This window comes from Pseudanabaena sp. PCC 7367 (assembly GCF_000317065.1).
Classification (GTDB): Bacteria; Cyanobacteriota; Cyanobacteriia; order Pseudanabaenales; family Pseudanabaenaceae; genus Thalassoporum; species Thalassoporum mexicanum.
In genome coordinates, this window is record NC_019701.1 from 480,826 (window position 1) to 505,824 (window position 24,999).

At 46.0% G+C, this 24,999-nt stretch carries 20 protein-coding genes, 1 tRNA gene and 1 pseudogene; 3 read left to right on the top strand and 19 right to left on the bottom strand.

The features are described from left to right. Positions 1-48 precede the first annotated feature (48 nt). Positions 49-1,104, bottom strand: coding sequence for a tRNA (adenosine(37)-N6)-threonylcarbamoyltransferase complex transferase subunit TsaD (gene tsaD / locus PSE7367_RS01855; RefSeq protein ID WP_015163662.1), 1,056 nt, complete (start codon positions 1,102-1,104; stop codon positions 49-51). Between the two features lie 217 nt (positions 1,105-1,321). Between tsaD and PSE7367_RS01865 the strand changes: the two genes are divergently transcribed. Next, a complete protein-coding gene (locus PSE7367_RS01865) occupies positions 1,322-1,894 on the top strand; it encodes a photosystem I reaction center protein PsaF subunit III (RefSeq protein ID WP_015163664.1) in 573 nt (190 codons plus the stop codon). 42 nt (positions 1,895-1,936) lie between these two features. Beyond that, positions 1,937-2,065 (top strand): photosystem I reaction center subunit IX, encoded by a 129-nt coding sequence (psaJ, locus tag PSE7367_RS01870; protein WP_015163665.1) that lies wholly within the window; start codon positions 1,937-1,939, stop codon positions 2,063-2,065. Between the two features lie 480 nt (positions 2,066-2,545). Here psaJ and PSE7367_RS01875 read toward each other — a convergent pair. From PSE7367_RS01875 to PSE7367_RS22860, 18 genes and pseudogenes are all read right to left on the bottom strand, one after another. Then, positions 2,546-2,616, bottom strand: a tRNA-Cys gene (locus tag PSE7367_RS01875). A gap of 310 nt (positions 2,617-2,926) precedes the next feature. Continuing rightward, on the bottom strand, positions 2,927-4,636 hold the full coding sequence (locus PSE7367_RS19965; RefSeq protein WP_015163666.1) for a DUF3352 domain-containing protein: 1,710 nt from the start codon (positions 4,634-4,636) through the stop codon (positions 2,927-2,929). 227 nt (positions 4,637-4,863) lie between these two features. Then, positions 4,864-6,393 (bottom strand): serine/threonine-protein kinase, encoded by a 1,530-nt coding sequence (locus tag PSE7367_RS19970; RefSeq protein ID WP_015163667.1) that lies wholly within the window; start codon positions 6,391-6,393, stop codon positions 4,864-4,866. Positions 6,394-6,515: 122 nt separating this feature from the next. Then, entirely contained in the window at positions 6,516-8,597 is a 2,082-nt protein-coding gene (locus PSE7367_RS01890; RefSeq protein WP_015163668.1) for an ankyrin repeat domain-containing protein, read from the bottom strand. A gap of 169 nt (positions 8,598-8,766) precedes the next feature. After that, on the bottom strand, positions 8,767-10,410 hold the full coding sequence (locus PSE7367_RS01895; protein ID WP_015163669.1) for a mucoidy inhibitor MuiA family protein: 1,644 nt from the start codon (positions 10,408-10,410) through the stop codon (positions 8,767-8,769). Between the two features lie 71 nt (positions 10,411-10,481). Continuing rightward, positions 10,482-11,330, bottom strand: coding sequence for a mechanosensitive ion channel family protein (locus PSE7367_RS01900; RefSeq protein ID WP_041698773.1), 849 nt, complete (start codon positions 11,328-11,330; stop codon positions 10,482-10,484). 294 nt (positions 11,331-11,624) lie between these two features. Then, entirely contained in the window at positions 11,625-12,956 is a 1,332-nt protein-coding gene (locus PSE7367_RS01905) for a hypothetical protein (protein ID WP_015163671.1), read from the bottom strand. Positions 12,957-13,086: 130 nt separating this feature from the next. After that, positions 13,087-14,436, bottom strand: a complete 1,350-nt coding sequence (locus PSE7367_RS01910; protein WP_015163672.1) for an oligosaccharide flippase family protein — start codon at positions 14,434-14,436, stop codon at positions 13,087-13,089. 290 nt (positions 14,437-14,726) lie between these two features. Beyond that, positions 14,727-14,948: pseudogene (gene secG, locus PSE7367_RS23120) on the bottom strand (preprotein translocase subunit SecG); the annotation flags it as partial. Between the two features lie 146 nt (positions 14,949-15,094). After that, positions 15,095-15,682: an IS630 family transposase gene (locus PSE7367_RS21450; protein ID WP_015163674.1), complete on the bottom strand. Its 588-nt coding sequence runs from the start codon at positions 15,680-15,682 to the stop codon at positions 15,095-15,097. Continuing rightward, the gene (locus PSE7367_RS21455; protein WP_015163675.1) at positions 15,679-16,110 is read right to left on the bottom strand and encodes a helix-turn-helix domain-containing protein; all 432 of its coding nucleotides are present in this window, start codon (positions 16,108-16,110) and stop codon (positions 15,679-15,681) included. Before PSE7367_RS21455 ends, PSE7367_RS21450 begins: the two co-directional genes overlap by 4 nt. 118 nt (positions 16,111-16,228) lie before the next feature. Further along, positions 16,229-16,534, bottom strand: a complete 306-nt coding sequence (locus PSE7367_RS01925; RefSeq protein WP_015163676.1) for a prevent-host-death family protein — start codon at positions 16,532-16,534, stop codon at positions 16,229-16,231. A 23-nt stretch (positions 16,535-16,557) separates the two neighbouring features. Continuing rightward, a complete protein-coding gene (gene gatB, locus PSE7367_RS01930; protein ID WP_015163677.1) occupies positions 16,558-18,027 on the bottom strand; it encodes an Asp-tRNA(Asn)/Glu-tRNA(Gln) amidotransferase subunit GatB in 1,470 nt (489 codons plus the stop codon). A 384-nt stretch (positions 18,028-18,411) separates the two neighbouring features. Continuing rightward, a complete protein-coding gene (locus PSE7367_RS01935; protein ID WP_015163678.1) occupies positions 18,412-19,821 on the bottom strand; it encodes a ferredoxin:protochlorophyllide reductase (ATP-dependent) subunit N in 1,410 nt (469 codons plus the stop codon). Between the two features lie 43 nt (positions 19,822-19,864). Beyond that, positions 19,865-20,725: a ferredoxin:protochlorophyllide reductase (ATP-dependent) iron-sulfur ATP-binding protein gene (gene bchL, locus PSE7367_RS01940; RefSeq protein WP_015163679.1), complete on the bottom strand. Its 861-nt coding sequence runs from the start codon at positions 20,723-20,725 to the stop codon at positions 19,865-19,867. Positions 20,726-21,147: 422 nt separating this feature from the next. Continuing rightward, entirely contained in the window at positions 21,148-21,870 is a 723-nt protein-coding gene (locus PSE7367_RS01945) for a hypothetical protein (protein WP_015163680.1), read from the bottom strand. 243 nt (positions 21,871-22,113) lie between these two features. Continuing rightward, complete coding sequence (locus tag PSE7367_RS01950) at positions 22,114-22,818, bottom strand: DsbA family oxidoreductase (protein WP_015163681.1); 705 nt, start codon at positions 22,816-22,818, stop codon at positions 22,114-22,116. 739 nt (positions 22,819-23,557) lie between these two features. Beyond that, positions 23,558-23,680 (bottom strand): hypothetical protein, encoded by a 123-nt coding sequence (locus PSE7367_RS22860; protein ID WP_264314166.1) that lies wholly within the window; start codon positions 23,678-23,680, stop codon positions 23,558-23,560. A gap of 284 nt (positions 23,681-23,964) precedes the next feature. Between PSE7367_RS22860 and PSE7367_RS01955 the strand changes: the two genes are divergently transcribed. After that, positions 23,965-24,993, top strand: a complete 1,029-nt coding sequence (locus PSE7367_RS01955; protein WP_015163682.1) for a DUF2325 domain-containing protein — start codon at positions 23,965-23,967, stop codon at positions 24,991-24,993. The last annotated feature ends 6 nt before the right edge of the window (positions 24,994-24,999 follow it).

Below are 24,999 nucleotides of genomic sequence, written 5' to 3' on the forward strand. Positions count from 1 at the left end.
TCGATTAGACTCCTAGCCTAAATGTACAAATAGCGCTGCAATTATTTCTCAGCCACCAGAGGTTAAGTAAAGGCTTTGGGCTTGGGTCAGCTCCAAACGCGATCGTGCCGCTAGCTCTAACCTAGAAGTCTCGCCCCTGGCTAAATGCATCGCCCCCGCACAACCAATCATGGCGGCATTGTCAGTACAGAGTGATAGTGGTGGAAAGATGACGGTTAAATTATGCTCTGTGGCCGCATTCAACAGTTGCGATCGCAATTCCGTATTTGCCGCCACCCCCCCCACAGCGACGATTTTGGTTAAATTATGGGCGATCGCGCATTTAACTGTCCGGCTGGAAAGTGCCTTGGCCACCGTGGCCTGAAAACTCGCCGCAATATCAGCAATGGGCAAGGGATTGCGATCATTTGCTTGCTCTTTTGCTGCTGCTAGTTTTTCCACCAGGCGCAAAACCGCCGTTTTTAAGCCACTAAAACTGGAATCATAGGGATGGTTGGCAATTCTGCCCTGGGGTAAATTAAATGCCTTGGGATTGCCCTGTACGGCAATTTTATCGATCGCTGGGCCGCCGGGATAGCCAAGCTTGAGCAATCGCGCCACCTTGTCAAATGCCTCACCAGCCGCATCATCACGAGTTTGGCCAGCAATTTCATAATCACCATAGTCCTTGACCAGAATCAAACTGCTGTGGCCACCGGAAACCAGCAAACACAAAAAAGGCGGCTCCAAACTTGGCTCAGCCAGAAAAGCCGAAAAAATATGCCCCTCCAGGTGATGCACACCGATCAGCGGTTTTTGATGCAATAGTGCCAGGGTCTTGGCAGCGGTGATCCCCACCATCAAAGCGCCAATTAGCCCAGGGGCAGCGGTTACGGCGATTCCATCAATTTCTGCCCAGGATCTATTTGCCTGCCCAAAGGCTTGGGAAATCGCCAGGTTAATTGTCTCCAGGTGTTGACGGGCGGCAATCTCTGGCACTACCCCCCCATAGGCGGCATGAATATCAATTTGCGAAGAAACCACACTGCTGAGGCAATGGCGATCGCGCACCACGGCGGCGGCTGTTTCATCACAACTGGTTTCGATCGCTAAGACGGTTGGCATAGAAAATATGGAAAATAATTAAATAGGTAGGTTTCGCAATCAACTGTAATAAAAAAAGACCCCAAATAAATTTATAATCTTTCAATAATTTACAGCTTGTGAACTTTTCTTTACCAAGGTGCGATCGCAGCGATATGATTCGAGGTTGATCCCCCTGGTGGGAATTTTCAATCAGCATTACTTCAGCTCAATAGATTAAGAATTAAAAGGTAAATCTATGCGAAGACTGTTTGCTCTTATTTTAGTATTTAGCCTCTGCTTTGGTTTAAACCTCTCGGCAGCCCCCGCCGCTTGGGCAGATTTTGCAAATCTGACTCCCTGTAGCGATTCTGCTGCATTCCAGGAGAACCTGAGTAATAGTGTTGCTGGCTACGAAGCTCGTCTAGACAGCTTTGATGCTGGCAGTGGCCCGTATCAGTATTTACAAGGCAAGATCGATGCCACTAAGGCTCGTTATGCTGCCTATGCTGATGCTGGTTTGCTCTGTGGTACTGATGGCTTACCCCATTTGATTTCAGATGGCCGTTGGAACCGTGCTAGTGAATTCCTAATTCCTAGCATTATGTTCCTATATATTGCTGGCTGGATTGGTTGGGTTGGTCGTGATTACTTGCGTAAAGCCAGAGCTAGTGGTTATAACAACGCTACCCAGAAGGAAATCATTATTGATGTTCCTACTGCTCTTGGCGTGATGCTACCTGGCTTCATCTGGCCTGTAGCTGCTTTCACGGAATTTGCATCCGGTAAGCTAGTAGCACCAGAGAAAGAAGTACCTATTTCACCACGCTAGCTCCTAGTTAGGCGTTTTAGTAGTCAATCGGAAAATTAACCTATGGACAACTTGCTCAAATATCTATCCACTGCGCCAGTTTTGGCCACTGTGTGGATGCTAATTACTGCTGGTATTTTGATTGAATTCAATCGCTTTGTACCAGACATGCTCGTGTTTCCTTTTCTATAATTGATAATTGATAATTGATTGATTTAGTTTAAATCTAATTAAGTTATTCAATCGAATCGATCGGGAAACCTGTTCTCATTAATTTACTTGAAATTTACTGTTTTATTGGAAGCATATAAACCTAACTGGCCTTTTTAGTATCTATTTAAATATTAAATAAAATACTAACCAGGTTGGTTAGCGATCGAGGGTGTGGGTTTCTGCACGCTCGATTTTTTATTGATAAATTTAGCGTTCTCTGCAATCACACAAACGCATTCAAGCCTATGCGTCTAAGAGTAATCGCACAACTGGCAAGAACATCAGTTTGATAAAAAACGATCGATAATGAAGCGCTAGGGATTTCAGGCGATCGCCATTAAGGACAAGCTAGGGAGGGATTGTAAATATCGATCGAGCTAAAGTTGCAAGAAGTAGCAATAAAACTGCTCTTGCTCTAACACTTACTAATTAATTTATTCAGTTTGGTTAGCCTCAAAAAGGCGATGCCCAGATTCGAACTGGGGATAAAGGCTTTGCAGGCCCCTGCCTTACCACTTGGCTACATCGCCACATGCAAACTACGATCAATTAAGCGATCGTAATCGTAATTAGTTATGCACTCGGATTTAATGCTTAATTTGCATCACCGATTAGCTAGTATAGCAAACCATCTTCAACTTGCTCATTTAAATTGCTGTTCATGCATAATCTCAAGCGGCTATAGCCTGCTCTTAAAATGTTTACCCAGAAGATAAACCGAACATTAGATTAAAAAGACTCCCAGTCTACGAACCAGAAGCCAACTAATCATTATTTGAACTGTTCAGGCAGATTAAGACCTTAATTCTGAATCCGACCTAATCACCAATCAATAAAGACTTAATTCAAAGAAATAAACATTTGACCACGACTTAGCCCAGCAGACTTGCCATCATCACTACTAGTAATATCGATCGCCTTGACATGGCTAAGCAACGGCTGCCACAACGATCGTGGTTTAAGCTGTAAATTTTTCAGGCTGGGGAATTGTTGCGCTAAATTGACGATCGCCTGTGGGTTGTCAATAAAGGCATAGCCACTACTGCTGGTTGGCACGATCGCAGTTGCGGTCTTATAGCTAGCAGATTTGGTAATCGGCTTGAGCTTATCGCCAAGGATGCGATCGAGCGCTTCGATCGAGTTGGCAATAAATACATACTCAGGGGTTTGGCCATGTACCGCTGCCACTTTACCCGTTACCTGAGCAGCTACTTTTTGATTACTGATCCCCACCGCATTCAAGCGGGTCCAGACCGTTAATTTTTGGTCACCGATCGCTACCTCACCTACAGTAAAGTTAGCCCTGGTACGAGCCGATTGATCTAGATCGCTAATGGCCGCATCGATCGCCTTTGGATCGCTGTTTTGCGCCACAAACACCCAACTATTGGCATCACTGGGATTGGCATCGGGCAGCAGGGCGATCGCATAGTCCCCTTTGACCCAGTTAAATACCTCAGCGGGCAAATCAAACCCACTACTACGATTGAGCTTAGCGATGGCATTATCAAGAATGCCGCCCAGCGCAGGATAGGGCTCCAAAGCCGCCACCAGCTTTTGCCAGGTTTGATTCAGGTCATGGCCAGCGATCGCAGCGCTACCAGCCGGAATCAGGGCGATCGCCTTATTTTCAATTGCTTTATTGGCTGCGGGGCTAACATTAACCGCCTGATCGGGATCGAGTGCCAGGATCGCATCCGCCCTAATCCCCGCCTCAGTCAAGCCCAAATTCACCACCAGACCAGAACCAGGCAAACTGGACAGATCTAGATCTGCATCCACCAAACCACTGGATTTGCCCAGATAACCCAACTGGGAAAGGTTTACAAAGGCAACCCCAAACCGACCATCCTTGAGTTGTTTGAGGCTATTGCTATAGGTGGGATCGTTAGCTAGAGCCAGGTCAGGCACTTGCAGATCGTTGATCGCATTGCGGATCACCTTGGGATTGTTGGCAAACAGCACAAACTTGCCCAGGATCGTGCCCGATAGGCCGGGGCGCTTGGAACTGGCGGTGGCATAAATAATCGAAATGCCTTGATATTGCTCGAATACCAAGTCCGAGCCGGCGATCGCTTGTTTTTGCCAGAAGTCTTCGCTAAATTGCTTGGCGGCTTTGTCGTCTTTACTCGCCAACGCTAACAAATAACCGGGTTGTAAGCCATTTTCGGCCTGACGATCGATGTCGGTGGTGGTGACCGCCAGGGTGATTTCGGCATCGAGCCAAGGTGAGAGGTCTTTGTCGTAGTCAATCAACCAGGTTTTTTTAAGCTGGCGCTTGAGGCTATTAATATCATTACTAATCGCTGCCCGATCGCCCGGTTTGGCGGCTAGCTTGGTAAATAAGCTGAGTTGGTCGGGATTAACCAAAAAGGAGGCTACCAGGGGCGATCGCTTGGGCAAAAACTTGGCGGCGATCGGTTTGGCCTGGGTGCCCGCGAGCAAATCACCGGGACTGGCGCTTAATACATTGCCCACTGCGGTGAAGCCAATCACCAGTAGAATCGTTGCCGCTATGGCGATCGAGATAAAAACTTTGTTTATTTTCATAAAATACCCGCCCAACAGAGCTTAGCTTTGCACCGTGAATAAGTCTAACCCGCAGGGGCAATAATAATGGCCTAATTTTAGTTTTCTAAATTTAGGTTAATTTATTGGATTAGCTTATTTAGGTCAAGGGGCGATCGTTTTTACTTGCTTATGCATTGCGCTCTGGAGAATTTATTTCAAGGCAAAACTGCTATTTAAGATATTTAAGTTGCCCTAATTAGTACGATTTAATTATTACTATTCACTAATAATGCTCTGCGCAGGAATGAACGCATCACATACCCAGTCACCACAGCATATATCCCAAAACCTAAAATGCTGTCCAGTAAAATCCTGAAAGCACCACCTACAGTGCCACCAATAATTCCACCCAAGACATTTGCAACTATCCACCAGGCAGGATTAGGGAACCTCCCTTTAATTACAAACCACTGGGATAGTCCTACTGTCATACCGAAAGTAGCACCTACAATCAAGTTGGCTACACTACCTGCAATACCAGTCTCAGCAAGGCCAGCAGTGCCTATCATGGCAAAACTTACGGCACAGCCTGCGGCACTACCGATAAAAGTTGCGAATATCCACCACACTATGTTGAGAAGACGTTTTCTAAGTGTTAACCACTGAGCCAACCCCATTGCCATACCAACAGCGCCACCCACTACTAAGCCTGCCGTACCACTGATCATTCCGGCTGCAGCGAGATCCGCATTACCGACCATGGCAAAGCTTAAAGCAATGCCTACATTACTGCCTGCAAAGGTTGCAAATATCCACCAAAGCAAAAATCGGGATCTAATACTTTTACTTTTACTTTGTAATTGTGTTGCTTGATTTACCTGAGGTTTGTTGCTTCTTACCATTACTGGCCGAGCATTTTCTGGCACAGGTTGTGTAGGTGGGATATGGGCTACTGTAGGGACTGACAGATTAAGCTTTTGAATATCCTGCAATGCCTCACCTGCAGATTTATATCGATCGCTAAAGGAGGGCTCCACCATCCTATCTATAATCACAGCCAGTTCGTTACTAACATTTGCCTGATCACGCCATTCAATTTTCTCCGTATCAGGATGTTCAAGCTTACTTATCTCAACGTCTATGATCCCAGTTAATGCTCTGATTGCGATCACTCCTACCGCAAAGATATCACTACTCAATTTTGGCTTGCCTGCGGCCTGTTCATTGGGCATATAACCAGGAGTGCCAACCTGGACGGTGAGGTTTGTTTTTCCCTGATTAACCGTAATTGCACTGAGTTCTTTTACAGCACCAAAATCAATCAGCACTAATTTACGATCAATAGTGCGGCGCATTATGTTGGGAGGCTTTATATCACGATGAATAATGTCTTGTTGATGTAAAAAATCCAGAACTTCTAAAATCTCAATTAATAGATGAATTACATCATCCTCACTCCATCTTCTGCCTGGGATCAGCTCATTTTGTAAATCATGTCCATCAATAAACTCTTGCACCAGAAAAAAATCGCCTGTGTGCTGATCCTCAAAATATTCATGGAGCTTAGGAATTTGATCATGTTCTTTCCCCAGCTTGTAGAGAGTTGCCGCCTCTTGTTTAAAAAGGCGTACAATTGTAGACTCCTTAACATGCCTGGGGATTAGCCGCTTAACCACACATTTAGGCTTTGGTGTATCAGGAATACCCAAATCGTAGGCTAGATAGGTTTCGCCAAATCCACCGACGCTTAGCTCTTTATCGATCGCATATCTTTCACGTAGAACTTTGCCTAACACAACTATTTTATCGCCTCCAAACCAAATTGCATATAATTTAGCTTAATCGAAAATCATAAATTGCTGTGGCTTCATGGTTAGTAAGAGGTGAGGAAAGAATATAGAATCCATATATGTATTTGTTAGTCTTGACTTTCAAACGAAGAAACCCCACCCCGATCGGTCATGAGCTTGATTCTGAGCGGGTCTTCTGAAACCGTTGCATGATCCAGTGGCGTAGTGCCATGCAGCGTCTTCGCATTAACATTCGCCCCCTTGTTAATTAACACTAACATCGTTTCATTGCTGCCAAACTCCGCCGCCCAATGCAACGGCGTTTCCTGTTCAATGTTGCCGCCATTCGGGTTTGCGCCATTGTCAATTAAAAAGGCCACGATCGTGGGGTGCTGGGTTTGCACCGTGCAGATCGGGTCATAGTATTGCTCGTCATATTTAGAGCTATATTCATAGGCCGAGCACCCAGCCACAGCCCAATGCAACGCCGTATTACCATGCACATCAGTCGCACTCACCTCAACCCCATCAGCGATCAATTCCTTGACCTGATCTAAATTCCCTTGCCCCGCCGCCAACTGCAATCGGCTCACTTTTGATTCTGTGAGAATGCCATTATTAACCACCTGTGGCGCCGTGACTGGGTCTCTGCCAACACCATATCTAAATGGCACAATAATAAATATAAAGATCAGCATACTAACCACAATCCGCCACCGCCTGAGGAAGGTAAAAATAGCCCATATATCGATACTATTTGACGAGGCTACCTGGCGACCGCTACTACGGCTATTCTGCCGCCGATTCGAGCTATTAGTTCTTGAGTTACCCGCAGATAAATCTGTAGTAGGGCGCGATCGCGGTCGATATTTAATTTCTGCCAGCGATTGTTTTTGATATGCCTCTCCTGCATCGGCATCACTACTAAAGTTAGAGCTAGCCTGATTACCGATCGAGACATCATTTACAGAACTAATTAGATTATCAAGATCGTCCGGATCTAAATCCCCTGGATTTTTCTTAGCCTTAAATCCCAATGTGGCATTGACCTGCTGCATGGTGCGAGTGCGATCGAGGCAATAACGACTCAGCCACACCGAGGCCGATCGAAATTCTCGATTGCCCAGCTTTTTGAGTTTTGCTAACCATTCCTGCCATTCGGGAAGCAAATGGGAGGTTTCAGCGCGATTGGGATCGGTAAAGAAATCATTCAGCACCGGAGCCAACAGCACTTTATCGGCTTCCAACAAATTGTGGAAGTAGGTAACGGCATCGGCCACTTCTGGATCGGGGTTTGCCAGATCGATCTTGACCAGGTGTTTGTTGCGGCTAAAACAGAACGCAGATAGATCGCCTGGTTTGATGTCGCTGTCTGCGGTAGATGCAGATTCTAGTTGAGCCTTTTCAGTTTGAGGCTCTGAGTTAGTTGCAAGCTCAAGATCGTTGGCTTCCTGTTGACTAGTTTCCTGTTGACTAGTTGGTGCAAGGTTCTCTAACTTAAGCTCAGCGTCTATATCCTCTGATACAAAGTTATCTGATGCCAACTCAGCGGCAGCATGATCCGATGTAGTTTCCTGCGCTGCGGCACTTTCTCTATTAATACTTTTAATACTTTCATTACTTGCGTCATCACTTACATTGCCAAGAACCTCATCATCAAGATCGGGGGCAACCAGATTGAATTCAGCATATTTGTTTGGGGTTGAGATAACTGCTTGCTCTTCCGCTTGATCTTCCACTTGAGTTGTGGCGATCGCTTCCGCTGGCTTTGCTTCAGGTTTAATTTTATTAGTCAGTTGTGGCTTTGCCGTAGTTGCATTCGCTGACTGAGAGGGATCAGGGCGATCGCCAACTGTTTTATGAGCCTGACCTGGTTGTGATTGCTGAGTTGTTTTTGATTTGGGGTTGACTGTTTTTTGACCAGTTGGGGCAGATGATTTAGCTTTTGACTTTACTTTTAGCGTGGTCTCCCATTCAAGCTCATGCTCACCCCAAATACGACCACACAGCTTGATTTCCTCTAGCTGCTTTAACCGTAGTTTTTTGACATGGGCGATCACATCCTTCTTTTGTTGCCCATAGTCCAAATCTAGATCGGCGGTGCGATTGAAAATTACCGCCAGGTGGCGATCGGTAAATGTGGCTTGCACATACAAGCGCTCATGACCCAGATGGGTTTGGAAATACTCAGCTAGTTCTGCTTCAGTCACAACAGTCCCCCAGGGCGATCGAAATAACTAATTCAATAATTACCGAAAATAACGCCAGAGTCTCAATTTTTCTAACCTGTCAATCATAAATCATCCTTGCCCGAATACGGCAAACATCATTTAGGTAAGCTATGTGTGCGACTTGATTTCTTGAATTTTTTAAATTCTTTTAAATGTTAAGCCCCACAGGCGTTATGTCTGGCGGGTGTGAAATCGTAAATTGATAGTAAATTTCTTGTTTGGCATTGGCTGCAAGTAAGAGATCCCAGGTTAATATGCCTAGATCCTTTGGCTGGATCGTTGGATTGGAGCGGCTTAAACTTACCTTAATCTGTTCATTGCGACTGGTGGGAAGTTGTTCGGTGAGCCTTAATTTTGCGGGGCGATCGCTCAGATTAGTAACGATCAGGCGATAGGCATAGGTGGTTCTGCGCTGACCACTGATGAAGCGTTTATCTACTTCTCTTTCTACTAGATCGCGTTCAATCTGAATACCTTCGTCAATTCCCAGATTTAGCTTGAACTCTTGCCCAGGTGCAATATTGGCCAATTTAGTAGTACCTACAAACATATTGCCACGAAATATATTCGCCTTCCCTGGTAGCAGCGTAACGCCATTTTCGGGGTTCTTAACTATGGCTTGTAAATAGGCAAAGCTGGAAAGTTGGGGAATCGCCACATACTTCATTTCACCTTGATATTCACGCTCAAAAATGGTGATTTTATGGGGATTACCATCGCTGGGAATATCGCCGCCGCCACCGATCGCAAAACTCACCGTACTGCCCTCGCGCTTAATTTCCGCAGTGCTCACCTGGTCTAATTCAAATTCAAAACTTTCCGCTGCTGCGCTTGCCGCTAGTGGAGCAGACATCTTTGCCATCATTGGAGTATTCGGCGCGTTAGCTTGTCTGGTGCGGATCGCGGTGGGGACGGGTGGCTGATTTAAGTCAATGTACCAGGGTTTAAGCTTGGGTGGCAGCATCCCCATCCCTGGCTTGGCAGTGGAGAGGGTCAGTTGCGGATCTAGCCAGTCTTCGCCACTGGTTTGCACGATTTCCGCCAGATAGCTGAGCAAGATTATGCCCTGTTCACTGACCCTGATATCATACAAAGGTCGCCAGAAGGTTTGCTGCACTACATAGGAAACCTCTAAGGTGAATTCCCCTGTAGCTTGAGCTTCCACTACCACAAACAGGCTATAGCTTTCCTGGGGGCGATCGCTCCGAAGCTGTTTGAGCTGTTGAATCAAAGCCGAAAGTTTGCTTTCAACTTCTTTTTTAGCTTTATGCTTAGTGGCGATCGCGCTGGCATAGTCGCCATAGTTCTGGCCAACAAAGTTAAGTAACTCCTGCGTTGCCTCCAGACTGGTTTCATCCCGAGCCAGACTAATGCAAAAGCGCTGGATTGATTTTTCGCCCAACCCCTTCACGAAATCTCGCTGCACAATCAGGGCATTGAGGTCATTTTGCAGGGCTAACTTTTGGTCTTCTAATTCCTCAATTTGGGCAGTTAATTCTGCCACCTTGGCCGCGATCGGCTCTTGGCTAAAACTGCGTTCCGTGCGCACTTCCACCAGTCTAACTGGTATATTGCCTTTACCCGTAGCCCGCACCGAATCTACTTGTAAGGTGATCGGTAGTTCTGAGACCAATAGGGTCTGATTTCCTTCGTGCAGGTTCGTTTGCCCTTGGCGTTTAACTAAAGCGCGATCGCTATATACGGTCACTGCGGCGATCGCCGTTACTACCCTCTGTTCTGTTGGGGATGCATTGGTTTGAGTAGGATGATTAGCCTGATCCGGATTAGTCATTTGCCTTGCTTGTTTGTCTGGGTTTCCAGAATTTGTGACGGTCTTTTCTTCTATGCCGCTTCAGATAATCACTACCCCGACTGGTTGGGTTGAGGTTGAGTTAAGACGATCGGATAGTTAATATCATGGCGGATAAATGCTTGTTTGGCGCGTTTGAGCAGATCGGTTTTATAGATAAACTCGTCGCGGGCATCGATCGGATAGCATTTGAGCTTAAAGTGGGTGGCAAAGGGTTTTTCGTCCATCACCACCAGGATTGGTAGGGTGAGTTGGGTGTATTTGCTGGTATAGGCTACCTGATAGAGAATATCGATGATCATCTCCACATCAGTAGCATGGGCAAAGTAGAAGTCGGCGATCACCTGTGCTTCCAGGCTACCCTTGTTGGAGTTGGCGATCGCCTCAGTCCAGATTTTATTGTGGGGAATGGTCACAATATTGTCGTCGGGAGTTTGAATTTTGATCCCACGCAAGCCATAGCTAACGATTTCACCGTAGTAATCATCAATTTTGACCCGATCGCCCACCTGATAGGGTCCCTCGAACAGGGCAATGATCCCGGCAATCAATGAACTGGCATAGTCCTTGAAGGCAAAACCGATCGCCACTGCGGCTGTCCCTGTAATTGCCAACACATTATTGGGGGAAAGATTTAAAAATAAATTAATCAGTAATGCTGCTGCCAGGCCAAATAAAAATGCTTTCCAAAAGGGGATTGATTGCTTGACACTGAGCCGAAACCGCAGCGGCACTTTCTCCGATAGCCAATTGATCAGGCGGTTAATCAGCCACACGGTGCCATAGGCGGTCGCCATGATTATGATTGCTTGCAAGATCTTGCCAAAGGTAATCTCGGCAAATATTTCTGAAGCCTGCTGCCCTGAATCAGCCGAGTTACTGCTATTAGCAGCTTTGTCGATCGTGTCACCTACCGATACATTGCCGTTTTGACTATTTGAGGAATCTTGCTGCGCCAACAGAAAACCCAGATAGGGACTAGCGTTTAGCCATATACTGGCACTTATATTGGCGCTTATATTGGTACTTACTTCCAGCCAGGCATCATGCCATTGCTCCAGATCCAAATGAGGCAAATTTAAGTGGGCGAAGAGCTTCCCACCCCAACTAGTGGTGCTGCTGACCAAGTTATGAAAGTTACTCAAAAAATTGTTGGCGGGAGTGAATAAGTTAAACATTGGCTCGTTTTGGTTAGTTTAATCCGCCTCACTAAACAGTATCTTATTATTAATTAGCCGACGACGGAGGTTGGGATAAAAAGCAGGGCTGAGCTGGAATTGATCCCGATCGCGCTCAATCAGGCCAACTTGCCACAATGCTTCCATTTGGGTTAAGACCTTAGAATCAGACTCGTTCAGACTCAAGGCTAGATCTGCCAAATTCATGCCGCCATGCAATCCCAGCGAAAGCAGTAAATAATAATCATCTTTGTCTAGGTCAGGTAACTCAGGCAAAGTAGCTGATTTGGCCACCATAATCTGGATGCTTTCCGCCGCTTCACTATTATTACTTTGGGCATCTTTGTTTTGGGGCGGATCTGATCGCTCTGAAAGCTCAGGAGTAGAATCTGAATTTTCCTCTGGCTTGTCTTCTTGGGGTTCTTCCTGTTTCAGGCGCAACGATCGCAACCATAACCCTGCTGTGATCGCACTAGAGCCCAGGGCTAGGTCATCTAATTTCTCAAAATAATGTTTTTCAGACTTCGATCGCCATTTATCTTGCTGTTGCTCTGACCAATCTTGTGCTGTGTCTGATGTACTATTTTGGTGATTGTGATTTCCATACTTTAAATCTAGCTCCTGGCTGACTGGACTAAGCCATGTTTTTAATTCCAGATCAGATAGGGTTGGCAAGGCCAAAAACTGGGCAAAACAATTATGCCAGTCATAAATATGATGGAAATAATGCCAAGTCCAGCTATTACAGCCAATTAGCCAAAAGCGATCACGATTGCCCAGGATCGTAGTATTGAGATAATTAATCCCCTTGAGCCCATCGATACAGCGCAAAAAACACCAGCTCAGATTAGGCAATACGATCAAAGTGTTGCGATCGGCATCCGCTTCCGGCAGACAAACTAATGATGTGGTTTTTTCTTGGCAAAGGGGGGCAAGTTCTTCCTTTAATTTGGTATAAATCTGTTCATAGCGATGGGGGCGAGTCTGCCATGTCAGGGGTTTGATATCCAAAAAATGATCTTGCCAGCTAGCCAGCGCGTCGGCCAGAATTTGATCGATCGGTTCGATCGGTCTAGCCAAAACATACAGGTAGTTGGGGGCATTTACATCTTCTTGCCATCTGGCGATCGCCTCGGTTAGTTTAGTCTGAATCGCTTCACGATAGGGTTGAGGTGGGTCTAGTTTGTCCAGTTGCTGACCCAGATCAGTTATGGCTTTTTTGGATAGCTCAGCTAAATCCTGCTTAGACAGTTGGGATTCAAGTTCAGCAGTTTGCTCCTGGAGTTTCGCCCTGGCTTTGGGTACTATTTTTTTGATTCGTTGCACTAGTACGCCAAACTTAAAACTCATTGGACTAAAATATTAGACTTAATTTATATTGATTTTGATTGAATTTTCAAATAGGGGCTAAACGCTCGATTCCCTTGCCCCAGAATTTGCTTTAGTAAAATAACTTACTGAACTCTGAACTATTAAAATCTTAGGCTAAACGGGTTAGACACAACCGATTTGCAACAATCGCAAATACACCGTGGACGATGCCATAGGCGATCGAGATGCCGATTGCAATCCCTGGCAAATCCCACCTGCTACTGAAAACTACTACACCAAGCAAAATAATTAGAAAACCCGATCGCCAGTATAGATTAAACTGCGATCGATTTGTGGTAGTAAATAGCTGCGTGCCCACCGCCGCAAAAGGCTGTGGTAAAGCTGCCCAGAGCATAATTAGCATCGCTGGGATCGTAGGATTCCAGGTATCGCTGAATATTAAGGGCACATAAAATGGCGCAAGCGTGGATTGAATTATCAGCAATGGGATTGTCAGCAGGGCGATCTGGCGGTAGCTGTCTATGTAAAGCTGGCGCAGCCCCCGAAAACTCACACTAAGCTGGGCTAGTCTGGCGATGTTGTCACCAGTACCCAGATTGATTATTTTCAGCGTGATTATCAATCCGGCATTAATTGCGATGAAAAAGCGCCCCAACGCATTGAGATCGATCGCCCATGCCACGATCAAATAGGCCAGATTTATTTCCAATACCGCGATCACTGGCAAGGCTAGATTAAACGGTTGCTCGATGAATTTGAACAATAATCGCCAATTGCGTAGCTTGATTTTAGGATTGGGTTGCCAGAAATAACTTTTGCGGCGTAGCGATTGCGCCACCAGAGCAGCCAGAATCGTAGCTACTACGATCGCCCAGAGCCCCAGGCCAGAGTAGAGCAACAGGGCGATCGCGCCATAGTTAAGGCTACTCTCGGCTAGATTGATTAACCTGACCTGGGTTTGATTGAGGCTAGTAATTTGACTGGGACTAAGTTTTGGCTGTTGCTCGCGGTTATGGCGTTGCCGCAATGCTAAGCAGATTGTCCCCTGTGGATAGATCGCAAATCCCAGTGCCATTGTCAAAAGTGGCCAGGCCAACTCATCGCTGCCATATAAATTTGCCAGGGGGAAAGCGATCGCTCCTTGCACCAGAAACAAAACCAGTGCCAACAGCCAGTTAAACCGATAGGCCGCATTGCAAACTTGATTTAGATCCTGGCCATCGCAGTTAACTATTGCAGGCGTAACAATACTTTTAATAAAAACCTGACTAAATATCCGCAAGATCGCATGGGTCGCCCACAGGATCGCCACCAGACCCAGATCCGCATCAAAAAACGATCGCGCCAGGGCACTCAGTGCCAGCACAAAAAAGCCCAGATCAATAAACCCAGAGAATGCCAGCCAACTGTTGCGATCGCCATCGGGCTTGGTAATTGAGGCAGTCAGGGTTTGCCGCAAGGTCTGCAACTGTTCAATTATGGCCTGAATAAATTGCATTGCGATCGCCCACGACTAACTACTAGTTGCGTCACTACAGCTAAATATCCTTACTGCTTTGCCGTTACCAGTAACTCTCTAAATTAAATTCTCGATCTGCTTACCAAGCACTAGCTAGGTTTAGATTTTGCTGCTTTGGGAGCGATCGCTGGTGCAGCCGCTTTGGGCTTGCTATTGGGGATTTCCAAGATCGGCTCCACTTCGTCGGGAATCCGCAGTTCGCTGGGAGCGGTGGTAGTGCCGGGGATTTGGATAATTGGTATCGAGCTAGTTGTATCTGCTCCCGGTTGGGCGATCCAGCCGGCGCTAAGCGCTACGGTTAATCCTAAAAATACTACCGTCAAAGTCCAGGTGATCTGGTTGAGGGTCTTTTCTGCGGTTTTGGTGCTGGTGAATAGCTGAGCTTGACCACCAATGCCGCCGAGGCCATCGCCTTTGGGACTATGTAGCAATACTAGCAGCACCAGGAGAACGGCACTTGCTGCCCATATGAGTTTGATCCAGGTATACATATGCTGATCTCTGTTTTTTCTTGATCGGGGGGCTCTTTATTCTAATTTATATTAATACTTTCTGGGTTGAATTTTTGGGTTGGGGCGATCGACAAAACAAAACTAGCTCATCGACCGCCAAGGAAGTTAGACAAGCTATAGCAATCTTAAATGATATTAGAGAAAGCGCTATAGGTACTTAAATCAGGCAATGTAAATAATCTGTACCTCAAAAATAGCTCAAATAGTTTCTTGGTTAGCTTGAAGGAACGACAAAATTGATGCATCTGGCGTAACACCTGTTTGGCTTGTCCCCAGATATTTTCAATCGGGTTCTCTGCCGGTGCATAAGGAGCAAAGCGCAGACAATGTATTTGCCAGTCCTGTCCTTGATTGATTTGGGTCAGGAAATCACGAAACTCTTGGGAGCGGTGATAACTAGCGCCATCCCACACTAGCAATATCTTGGCACCAGCACTGATATCGTGCAAATGCTTTACAAATTCAATTGTCGAGGAGCTATTAGCACTTTGATAGGACTGTAAGATTAAATCTCCATTCAGACAATCTAAGGCGCCAAAATAAGTCTGGCTATCTCGGTAGTTATCAACTTTGACCTCCAGCCGCTGTTGACGGTCTCCCCAGCCATACCCACAAATATCACCTGCTCGAGTATGGCACTCATCTAGTGCAAATACCCGTATCTGTCCGTTTTGAATCTCTGGTTGATGAGACTTAAGCCAATTGTTAATCATTTGGTTATGCTCGTGCACCACAGATGCATCATACCTGGGGCTTTTTTTCTCCCCTTATGCCAACTCATGCCAGCACTTTTGAGCAAATCGTAATAGCTTTGCACCGAACGGTATATCACTCCATAGTTCTGGGCTATATGTTCAACTACTTCAGATACTGTACGTTGCCTTTCTTGAGCGATCCATTCAACTACCGCCTGACGCTCTACCTTACTCAAAAAGCCCGCACTGCCTTTATGGCCTAGCCTCAAACCTGCTATGCCTTGCTCTCTATACTTTCTCTCCCAGCGGCTGATATAGTTTGAACTCACGCCTAGGATTGGTTGAATTTCATGGTGTTTCATCTCCTTAAGACGCATTTGTACTGCTAATGCGCGTTTCATCTCGCGCGGGTCTGGGTTACTGGCGATAAATTCTTCTAGGGGCATATCTTCTCAACATATACTACCCTCTATTATTCTCTATAATCATCTGGAATTGCTATAGTCACAAACAAATTAATTATCTTGGTTCAACTTTTATACTTTAAATAGCCGGCTCCAGCACTCAAGAAGCCGATCGCTCCTGACCATATTCAGCGCCATAATCATTCACATTAGCTCGTGCCGCTTCCAGGTCTAGTTGATCCTCAACCATAGCGATCGCCCGCTGCAAGAAGTAATAAGCCTCGATCGAAATCACCGCCGCTATATCCTCCCCATTCTCCGAGATGATTGTATGCTCATCATCAGCAGCATTTAGCACAATCTCATGCCAGTTGCGCGGGATTTGCTGCACCTCCACCCGATTGCCCACATGGGTAGCTTCGGTCGCAAAATTCGACACAGATCCAGGCACCATTACTTCTTCCATAAACTCCTCACCTTTGCTTTGCACTAGGCATTCAGCTTCTTGCCAAGCATTTGATTTGTGGTTTTGGGATCAGCCCGCCCTTGGGTACGCTTCATCACCTGCCCCACAAAGAAACCCAATAGCTTGGTTTTACCACCTTTGAACTGTTCAACTTCATTGGGATGAGCAGCTACCACCTCGTCGATGATCTGCTCCAATTGATCGCCAGCCAGAACGGTTAAACCTTTCTTTTTGACCAGCGACTTTACAGAGCCACCCTTTTCTAATAGCTCTGGTAGGATTTCCTTGGCGATTTTACCAGTAATCGTTTTCTTGTCAATCAAATTAATCAATTCGCCCAAAACCTTAGGCGTAAGCGGAAGATCGCTGATATTAATCTTTTGGTCTTTCAAATAGGCCATAATATCGCCCATGATCCAGTTGGCGGCTTGTTTTGCATCTGCGCCAGTGGCCAACACCGCTTCAAAATAATCAGCCGTAGTATGTTCATCAGCCAGCAAATTAGCATCATAAACACTCAGCCCCAATTCATTAATATAGCGATCGCGCTTGGCTTCGGGCAGTTCCGGCAACTCCTGGCGATAGATGCTCAGGATTTTCTCTGATACTTCGATCGCGCCTAGGTCTGGTTCTGGGAAATAGCGATAATCACTGGAGCCCTCCTTCGATCGCATTGAAATAGTCCGCTGGGAGTTTTCTTCCCACAGGCGGGTTTCTTGATTAATTTTTTCGCCTGCTTCGATCGCCTTAGTTTGGCGGTTAATCTCGTATTCGATCGCCCGTTGGATCGCATTGAACGAGTTCATGTTTTTGATCTCGACCTTGACCCCAAATTTCTCTGTGCCCACTGGCCGCACCGAAATGTTCACATCACAGCGGAGTGAGCCCTCTTGCATGTTGCCATCGCATACTTCCAAATAGCGCAAAATGCGACGCAATTCCTGGGCATAGGCGGCCGCTTCTTCACCACTGCGCATATCCGGTTCGGACACAATCTCCGCTAAAGGCACCCCGGTGCGGTTATAGTCCACCAATGAGTGACTGGAGCCAGAGAGTCGATCCGCGCCCGCATGGACTAATTTACCCGCATCTTCTTCCATGTGCAGGCGGGTGATGCCGATCCGCTTGGTGCTGCCATCTTCTAAATTAATATCCAACCAGCCATGTTCGGCGATCGGTAGGTCGAATTGGGAAATTTGATAGTTCTTGGGCAGGTCGGGATAAAAATACTGTTTGCGATCGAACTTGCTATGGGGGGCAATCTGGCAGTTCAAGGCTAGACCCGCTTTGATTGCAAATTCCAACACCCGCTCATTCAAAACTGGCAACACACCGGGCATCCCCAGGCAGATCGGGCAAATATTTGTATTGGGGGGATTGCCAAACTGGGTTGAGCAACCACAAAAAATCTTGGTGTTGGTGTTGAGTTGGCAGTGGATTTCTAATCCAATTACGGCTTCGTATTTTGTGCGAGCGGGGGCGGTAGTGGTCATGGCAATTTTTTCAGTGATTTGAATTTGCGTTCTGAATTAGAGAGATAGATTTAATCCCAATTTTTAGCGCTCAGAGATAATAGAGGCGATCGCTATCTTGATTTTAACCAGACTGCTAGGCGATCATAGCATTTGCCAATAATTTACAAATAATCAAATAATAAAAAGGGCAGACCTGTTACGGTTGCCCCTGTCTAGAGTGAAACTTGTAAGTTAGAACTTTAATTTTGGTTGGTTAGGTGTGGCGATCGCTTATTGCAAGAGTCCAGAAATCGCTCACTTGAAGTTAAGGCCGTTGATAACGTTAACTAACACTGTGTTATACATTGTTATACCTTGCATATTTAAAATGTCTCAAGACAGAAGACCTCAGACATCAGACATCTAAATATTGTGCTTAGCGCCTTCACGCACCAAATTTTCCCAACCCAAACCATTGAGGCTATTATTACGCCGTAGTGGTCGGGTCACCAGCTCCAGAATATCGCGGGCATTGCTAAAGCCGTGAATCTGAGCGAAGGTAAACTCCACTGACCACTTGGTGCTAATACCGCGTGCTTCCAATGGGTTAGCGTGCGCCATACCGGTAATTACTAGATCGGGCTGAATTTCTTTGATTCGCTCAATCTGATTGTAATTATCAGGCTTCTCAACGATCGTGGGTACTGGTGCACCCATCTCATGACATGTCTTCTCCAAAAACTTCAATTCCGCCGCCTGATAGCGTTTATCCATGTAGGGGATGCCTATCTCATTGACAATCATGCCGCACCGCACCAGGAATCTGGCCAGTGAAACTTCCAGCAGGTTATCACCCATCAAGAACACGCTCTTACCGCGCACCAATTGTAAATAATCTTCCAGGCTCTCCCAGATCTGGGCTTCCCGTTCAGCCAAGCCCTTGGGCTCAACCCCCATCACGGAGCAGATTTTCTCGATCCAGGCACGGGTTCCATCAGGGCCGATCGGGAATGGTGCGCCAATCAGCTTGGTTTTCCGCCGCCGCATCAGGGTAGTGGCAGTGCGACTAAGAAATGGGTTTACACCACAGGTATAGTAACCTTCCTTAATTACAGGTAATTCGGTGTAGCGCTTGGCGGGCAGCCAGCCGGATACTTTGATGCCCTGCTTTTTCAATTCCAATGAAAGGTTAGTTACCACCGGATCGGGCAGCGAGCCAAACATCACCAGGGGCGGATGATCGGCATAGGCAGATTCCTCCGCTTCTACTTCTTCTTTCTTTTTGCCAAAGTTGAGCAACGAAGCGATCGCATTGCGTTCTTTCTTCTCGGCTTCCTCTGGGGCTTCGTTGGGGCAACGGGCTGCCATTGCTGCCAGAACAGTATCTTCACCCTGGGTAAAGGCATAATCGAGGCCATTGGCACGGGCTACTACGATCGGGATGCCGATTTCTTCTTCGAGCCGGGGCGATAGTCCTTCGAGATCCATTTTGATGATCTCGGTGGTGCAGGTGCCGATCCAGACAATCACGCTGGGGTTGCGATCGCGCTTGATCTGCAAACACAACCGTTTTAGTTCTTCATAGTCATTCAGCTTGGCGGAAATATCGCCCTCTTCCAGCTCTGCCATCGCATAGCGTGGTTCGGCAAAGATCATCACGCCCATCGCGTTCTGCAGAAAATAGCCACAGGTTTTAGTGCCAATCACCAGAAAAAAGCTATCTTCGATTTTTTGATAGAGCCAAGCCACACAGCTTATGGGGCAAAAGGTATGATAATTGCCAGTTTCGCATTCAAAACTTAATGCCTGTGGTTCTGGGGTTACAGTTGCCATATGTTTAAAACCTCCCTATATATTTTCTACTCTCTTAAACCATCTAAACCATCATTAGATCTAGCTCTTCTTCGCGTTTTGGCGCAGTGGCTGGATTGAGGTAGAAATCAGACAGCAGGCTAAACAGTTCACGATCGGCGGCATCCTTGGGTACTACGCCCTCAGGCAAGGCCAAAAGTTGATCGGCAATGTTGAGGTAGTAATCACAGACCCAGGCCAAGTCGGGATCATGATCGGCCATCTCAAACAGGGTTTTGCCCTTGACGCGGGAAACCCGAATATCTTCGATCAGGGGCAGGATTTCCAACACTGGCATTGGTACTGCTTCAATATATTTGTCAATTAGATCGCGCTTGGAGGTGCGATTGCCAATCAGGCCAGCTAAGCGCAGTGGGTGGGTGCGGGATTTCTCACGAACCGAAGCCGCGATCCGATTGGCGGCAAACAGCGCATCAAAGCCATTGTCAGTGACGATCATGCAATAGTCGGCATAGTTGAGCGGGGCGGCAAATCCACCGCAAACCACATCGCCCAACACATCAAACAGAATCACGTCATATTCATCAAAGGCGTTGAGTTCCTTGAGTAGCTTCACGGTTTCGCCAACCACATAGCCACCACAACCAGCACCTGCTGGGGGGCCACCCGCTTCGACGCAATCCACGCCACCATAGCCCTTGTAGATCACATCCTCTGGCCAGACATCTTCGTAGTGGTAGTCCTTTTCGGCCAGGGTGTCGATGATCGTGGGGATTAAATAACCGGTCAGCGTAAAGGTACTGTCATGCTTGGGATCGCAGCCGATCTGTAATACTTTCTTGCCGCGCATGGCCAAAGCCACGGAAATATTACAACTGGTGGTCGATTTGCCAATGCCACCTTTTCCATAAACTGCTAGTTTCACGCTTTGCTCTCCGGGTTCTTGAATGTTCTTAATTTCGTTCTGCTTGAATTATTGGCTATGTTTGCGGGAATAGAAAGCCCTGCCGATCGCAACCTGGGCATTAAAACAAGCTTTAAAAAACTATTAAACCTCAAAACAAATTATTGCAATCGATAGAAACAAATAAAAGCTGATTTAGCAATTAGATTATATTTTGTGATCTAAAATTAATTAATTAAAAACAAAACAAAAATAAATTAGCCTGATTAGTTAATAAATGCTTAAGTTGAGCCAAAGCAATTGCCTGGTAAAGGTTGAAGCGATTTGGAGGCGATCGCTGGGCTCAAATTCACAACTAATGAGTTAGATTCAGGTTTTTTATTACGTGTTGTTAATTGTGTTACTAAAGTTTAAGCACTTGCTCTTAAAAGTAAGCATCTAATTTAGCGGTAGCAAGCATCACTGGTTTGCCGCACCAGAAAATAGTCAGACTGATAACCACAAACATCACCAGAAGCAGCAATATCATAGGGGCAAGTGCAATCGCCCCGTTTCGAGGCAGCGCGGCGCGGTGTGATCGCCGGATCAGCAGTAATTTTCGTGACCATTACCCTCAATACATGGCGATCGCGGCTGAATGATTGACTAAAAGCGGCCTTTTGCTTCGGCATGATCGTGGAAGGTCGCAGGCTAGTTGTGCGCTCATATATGCCTTCTCTGGTGGTAACGCGATAATGCACTTTGGCATTTCTGACCTTAAAGTCATGGGGGTTTTGTACCTGTCCCGCAAAACTATTATTGTTATACCGACTACCGATCGAATTCAGCCGCACCGTTCCATCGGTCTGAGTTTGTACCCTGAATTCAAAGGTGGGCAATGGCGCATTTAGGCTGGTTTGAGGGCATCCTAGCTGGGCAAACTCACTGTCGCTAAAGGTCAATCTGCCGCGCGAGACCGCAATCAATCGATCGCGGTAGTCCTGCCATTGTTGTTTTGTGGTTGGCTTGGTGGTGGCATTGATTTGCCGGGTGGCGATCGAAATTGCCGTATTCCAGTCCTTGGCACAGAGGGCGCGATTGAGGGGGGAAGAGGTTTGCGCTGGGGCACTGGCGATCGCAAGGGTATTTATGATCAGGGCGATCGCGGCGATTTTGAGTTTTTTCATTTACGACTTTTTTACTGCAATTTAATCAAATCCAGGCTCACCATCACTTTATTGGCTGGGGAAGCCCACTATTTAATCCTATCGCCAGTCCTAATTCAGAGAAATATAACTAAGGCCAATTAATTAACTGGCACAAGCTATAGATACCCTTAGCCCTTCATCGTCCTTACCAACCGTAGCAGCAGATCAGCATTCAGATTAAATCTAAATTTATCATCTTGCTAATAATGATTAACATTTAACCTAGCACCAGGACTGCTCACCAGATGGATTAGCAAGCAACTCACGGATATTTGCCTCGATCACGCGATAACCTACATTGCCATTCAATCGCTGCCTGCCTTCATTAAAAATCATCGTAGGACTAACCGAAACCGAGTGTTCCCTGATCAGGTCAAAGTCTTTGGAAAGCTCCGCATAGGCCGCACCGCTATTAATTTGGGCAGCGATCGCATCGATTGGTAACCCCAACTCGATCGCAATTTGCTCTTGCACTGAGCGATCGGCCACATCTTCTAGTCGCAGGAAGAATGCCTCTCGAAACGCACATATTGCCTGCTCAAATGGACTAAGCGCATGATTTTTGGATTCATTCCCACGCTCTAGCTCAATTAAACCTTGTTCCTGGACTAGTTTGATCGCCTGTAAGTATAAGTGGCAGGCAGAGGAAGAACGGGGTGGATTTTTGAGCCAGATATCCGGGTGAACATTGACATGGTTAAACTTATTCACCACCTCTTTGACATGTTGATTATAGGCAGGCAGACCACCGCGATCGTGCCAGCGTTTTTCCAGCTTGCGGTGGGCATCACCAAAAACGGGAATGAAATGATAATCAATCCAGATTTGATCGCCAAACGTAGATTTCAATTCATCCACCCGAATCTGCGCCACGTAGGCCCAAACACAAAGCAGATCGGAAAAATAGTCAATATGAATTACTGCCATAACTGTCCCTGTTGAGACCTCCTTGATTTAAAGCGATTTAAAGCCAGGTATAAATAGGTATAAATCAGATATAAATATAGACACCCACAGTCTGACTTAGATAGTGGCTGCAAACCAATTTGTGGATTAAATTTGTGTATTAATAAATATATTAAATCCTGCCACATAGAGCAGTCACACTTAAAATAAGAAACAAAGTAAAACAGCTAAAAAGTTAGAACCAAAAAACAACATATGTACACTTACTAAAACCTAGACTGAAGATAAGTTGAGTCAAATTTAAGCCTAAACTAAATGTTACTTATTACAATCAATTGAATTGAACTGTAAACCCGCTTAGATTAATTAGATCAATATGATCGATTTATCCCAAAACATAACCCTCAAACTTGGGTGATCGCTTAACCATGATCACAGCATTTAGCGCATATGTGGCTGAATATTACAGTTATTCTCAAGCCTGGATCTAAATTTTATAGAATATAAGGTAGTAACTACATTGGAGAATCTAATTATGCAGCAATGGCACATAACTTAATTCATAACTATTTCCGTAATTTCAATAAGATTCAATTAGGCCTAAAGCTCAAATACAATTTTGGATTTAATCACTCTCTTAGCCAGCTTTGGTCATAATTAATCATAAATTTATCTATCTAGTTTCTTAGGGGTTTTGCTTAGTAGGGCGATCGCTTTCTTACTCTGGCTGTAAATCTAAGTGCTGTACATCTAAGTATAGTTAGCTGATTGAGCCTAGCCTGGTTTTGATTCCTGGGCACAACGCCATGATCAATCGCCCGATCGCAAAAATGTTGCCTAGCACCAGAACTCCAGAGCACCAGAGCACCAGATTGATCACCATAACTGAGTCGATCGTTTTAATTACCCCAATCAGGGCTTAGATCTTAGATCGTAGATGGGGCGTAGATTGAATTAGCATGGCCAGACTAGGTATCTGCAAGCATGATCGCTAGAAAAATTTATCTAGGCGATCGGGCTGAACTGGTTTATTTAATTGAGCTATTTACTGGTATAACCTTGCTCTAGAGATTTGTGGTCATGACTGGCACCAGTTAAACAGGTAACTAGCTAGATGAGCATTGGCAATAGTAAATATCAACTTAATATGATGGTTAATTTTCTGATATGGATATCACCGAATTGGATGAACTAGAAGCATCGGTTTCCGATCTGCTATCAATGGCGAAAGTAGAAATAGAGCAGAAACGAATCCAGGAACAGCGTAATGAGCAAATAGAACAAATTGTTGCCCAGATTGAAGAACGGCTCCAGCCATTGTTGGCTCAGATCGAAAAAATGCTGGCGGAGTTTGATGGCGAGGGCATCCAAGATAGTAGCGTGCGCCAAAAGTTAGAGGATAAAGCAGCAGACTTAAGGAAAGAACTAGCCGAAGCGCCAGCCCTGGCTGCCCAGGAGGCCGATCGCCAAATGCTCTTACATGAAGAACGCTTATTAGAAGAACGACTGCAAGATCAAACCAATCAATGGCGCTATGAATTAAAAGCAGATTTACTAGAGATGATCAATGAGCAGCAGGACTTTTATAGTGCTACGGATGCATCGATCGCCGTGCGCAGCGAAGTGAATGAACTAAAAGCGATCGGTGCCCTAGACGAAGTAGTCGAAGCATTAATTAATCAAATAAATGCCTATAGCGAAGAAGGGCCAGTCGCCAAGCTGCGCGGTAGCCATGAGCAAACCCTTAACTTTATCTATCAAAAAGCCCTGACCAATCGATCGCGGGTGGAGCGATCGCCCGATGTGCAGCCTTCAACCAAGCATCGTAAATCTGAAAAACGGCCTAGCTTGTATGGTGATCTAGAAGGCAAGGTGGTGGTTTTTGGGGGACACGATCGCTTGCAAACGGCAGTTAAAAACCGACTCAGAGATGCTTCCGTAGATTTGGTCTGGTGTACAGAGCAGGGTGGCCTGCAAATGGCTGGACAAAGTGAAAACCATATTAATAATGCCGATCTGGTCATAGTGGTAACTGGCTATGCTAGCCACTCGTTGACAGAAAAAGCCCTCGAAGCCTGCCGCCGCATTGGCAGAAGCCCAGAAATACTCAATACGACGGGCATGACCAGGGTGCTAGAAGCGATCGAATCTGGCTTAAAAGCCCAGCTCTTGGCCAGACATTGGAATCAGTCTTAGTTAGTC

Bases quoted from the DNA above. Each gene is read 5' to 3' on its own strand.
- tsaD (WP_015163662.1), bottom strand. From the start codon at position 1,104: ATGCCAACCGTCTTAGCGATCGAAACCAGTTGTGATGAAACAGCCGCC.
- PSE7367_RS01865 (WP_015163664.1), top strand. From the start codon at position 1,322: ATGCGAAGACTGTTTGCTCTTATTTTAGTATTTAGCCTCTGCTTTGGT.
- psaJ (WP_015163665.1), top strand. From the start codon at position 1,937: ATGGACAACTTGCTCAAATATCTATCCACTGCGCCAGTTTTGGCCACT.
- PSE7367_RS19965 (WP_015163666.1), bottom strand. From the start codon at position 4,636: ATGAAAATAAACAAAGTTTTTATCTCGATCGCCATAGCGGCAACGATT.
- PSE7367_RS01895 (WP_015163669.1), bottom strand. From the start codon at position 10,410: ATGACTAATCCGGATCAGGCTAATCATCCTACTCAAACCAATGCATCC.
- PSE7367_RS01905 (WP_015163671.1), bottom strand. From the start codon at position 12,956: ATGAGTTTTAAGTTTGGCGTACTAGTGCAACGAATCAAAAAAATAGTA.
- PSE7367_RS01910 (WP_015163672.1), bottom strand. From the start codon at position 14,436: ATGCAATTTATTCAGGCCATAATTGAACAGTTGCAGACCTTGCGGCAA.
- PSE7367_RS21450 (WP_015163674.1), bottom strand. From the start codon at position 15,682: ATGATTAACAATTGGCTTAAGTCTCATCAACCAGAGATTCAAAACGGA.
- PSE7367_RS21455 (WP_015163675.1), bottom strand. From the start codon at position 16,110: ATGCCCCTAGAAGAATTTATCGCCAGTAACCCAGACCCGCGCGAGATG.
- PSE7367_RS01925 (WP_015163676.1), bottom strand. From the start codon at position 16,534: ATGGAAGAAGTAATGGTGCCTGGATCTGTGTCGAATTTTGCGACCGAA.
- gatB (WP_015163677.1), bottom strand. From the start codon at position 18,027: ATGACCACTACCGCCCCCGCTCGCACAAAATACGAAGCCGTAATTGGA.
- PSE7367_RS01935 (WP_015163678.1), bottom strand. From the start codon at position 19,821: ATGGCAACTGTAACCCCAGAACCACAGGCATTAAGTTTTGAATGCGAA.
- PSE7367_RS01945 (WP_015163680.1), bottom strand. From the start codon at position 21,870: ATGAAAAAACTCAAAATCGCCGCGATCGCCCTGATCATAAATACCCTT.
- PSE7367_RS01950 (WP_015163681.1), bottom strand. From the start codon at position 22,818: ATGGCAGTAATTCATATTGACTATTTTTCCGATCTGCTTTGTGTTTGG.
- PSE7367_RS22860 (WP_264314166.1), bottom strand. From the start codon at position 23,680: ATGGTGATCAATCTGGTGCTCTGGTGCTCTGGAGTTCTGGTGCTAGGC.
- PSE7367_RS01955 (WP_015163682.1), top strand. From the start codon at position 23,965: ATGGATATCACCGAATTGGATGAACTAGAAGCATCGGTTTCCGATCTG.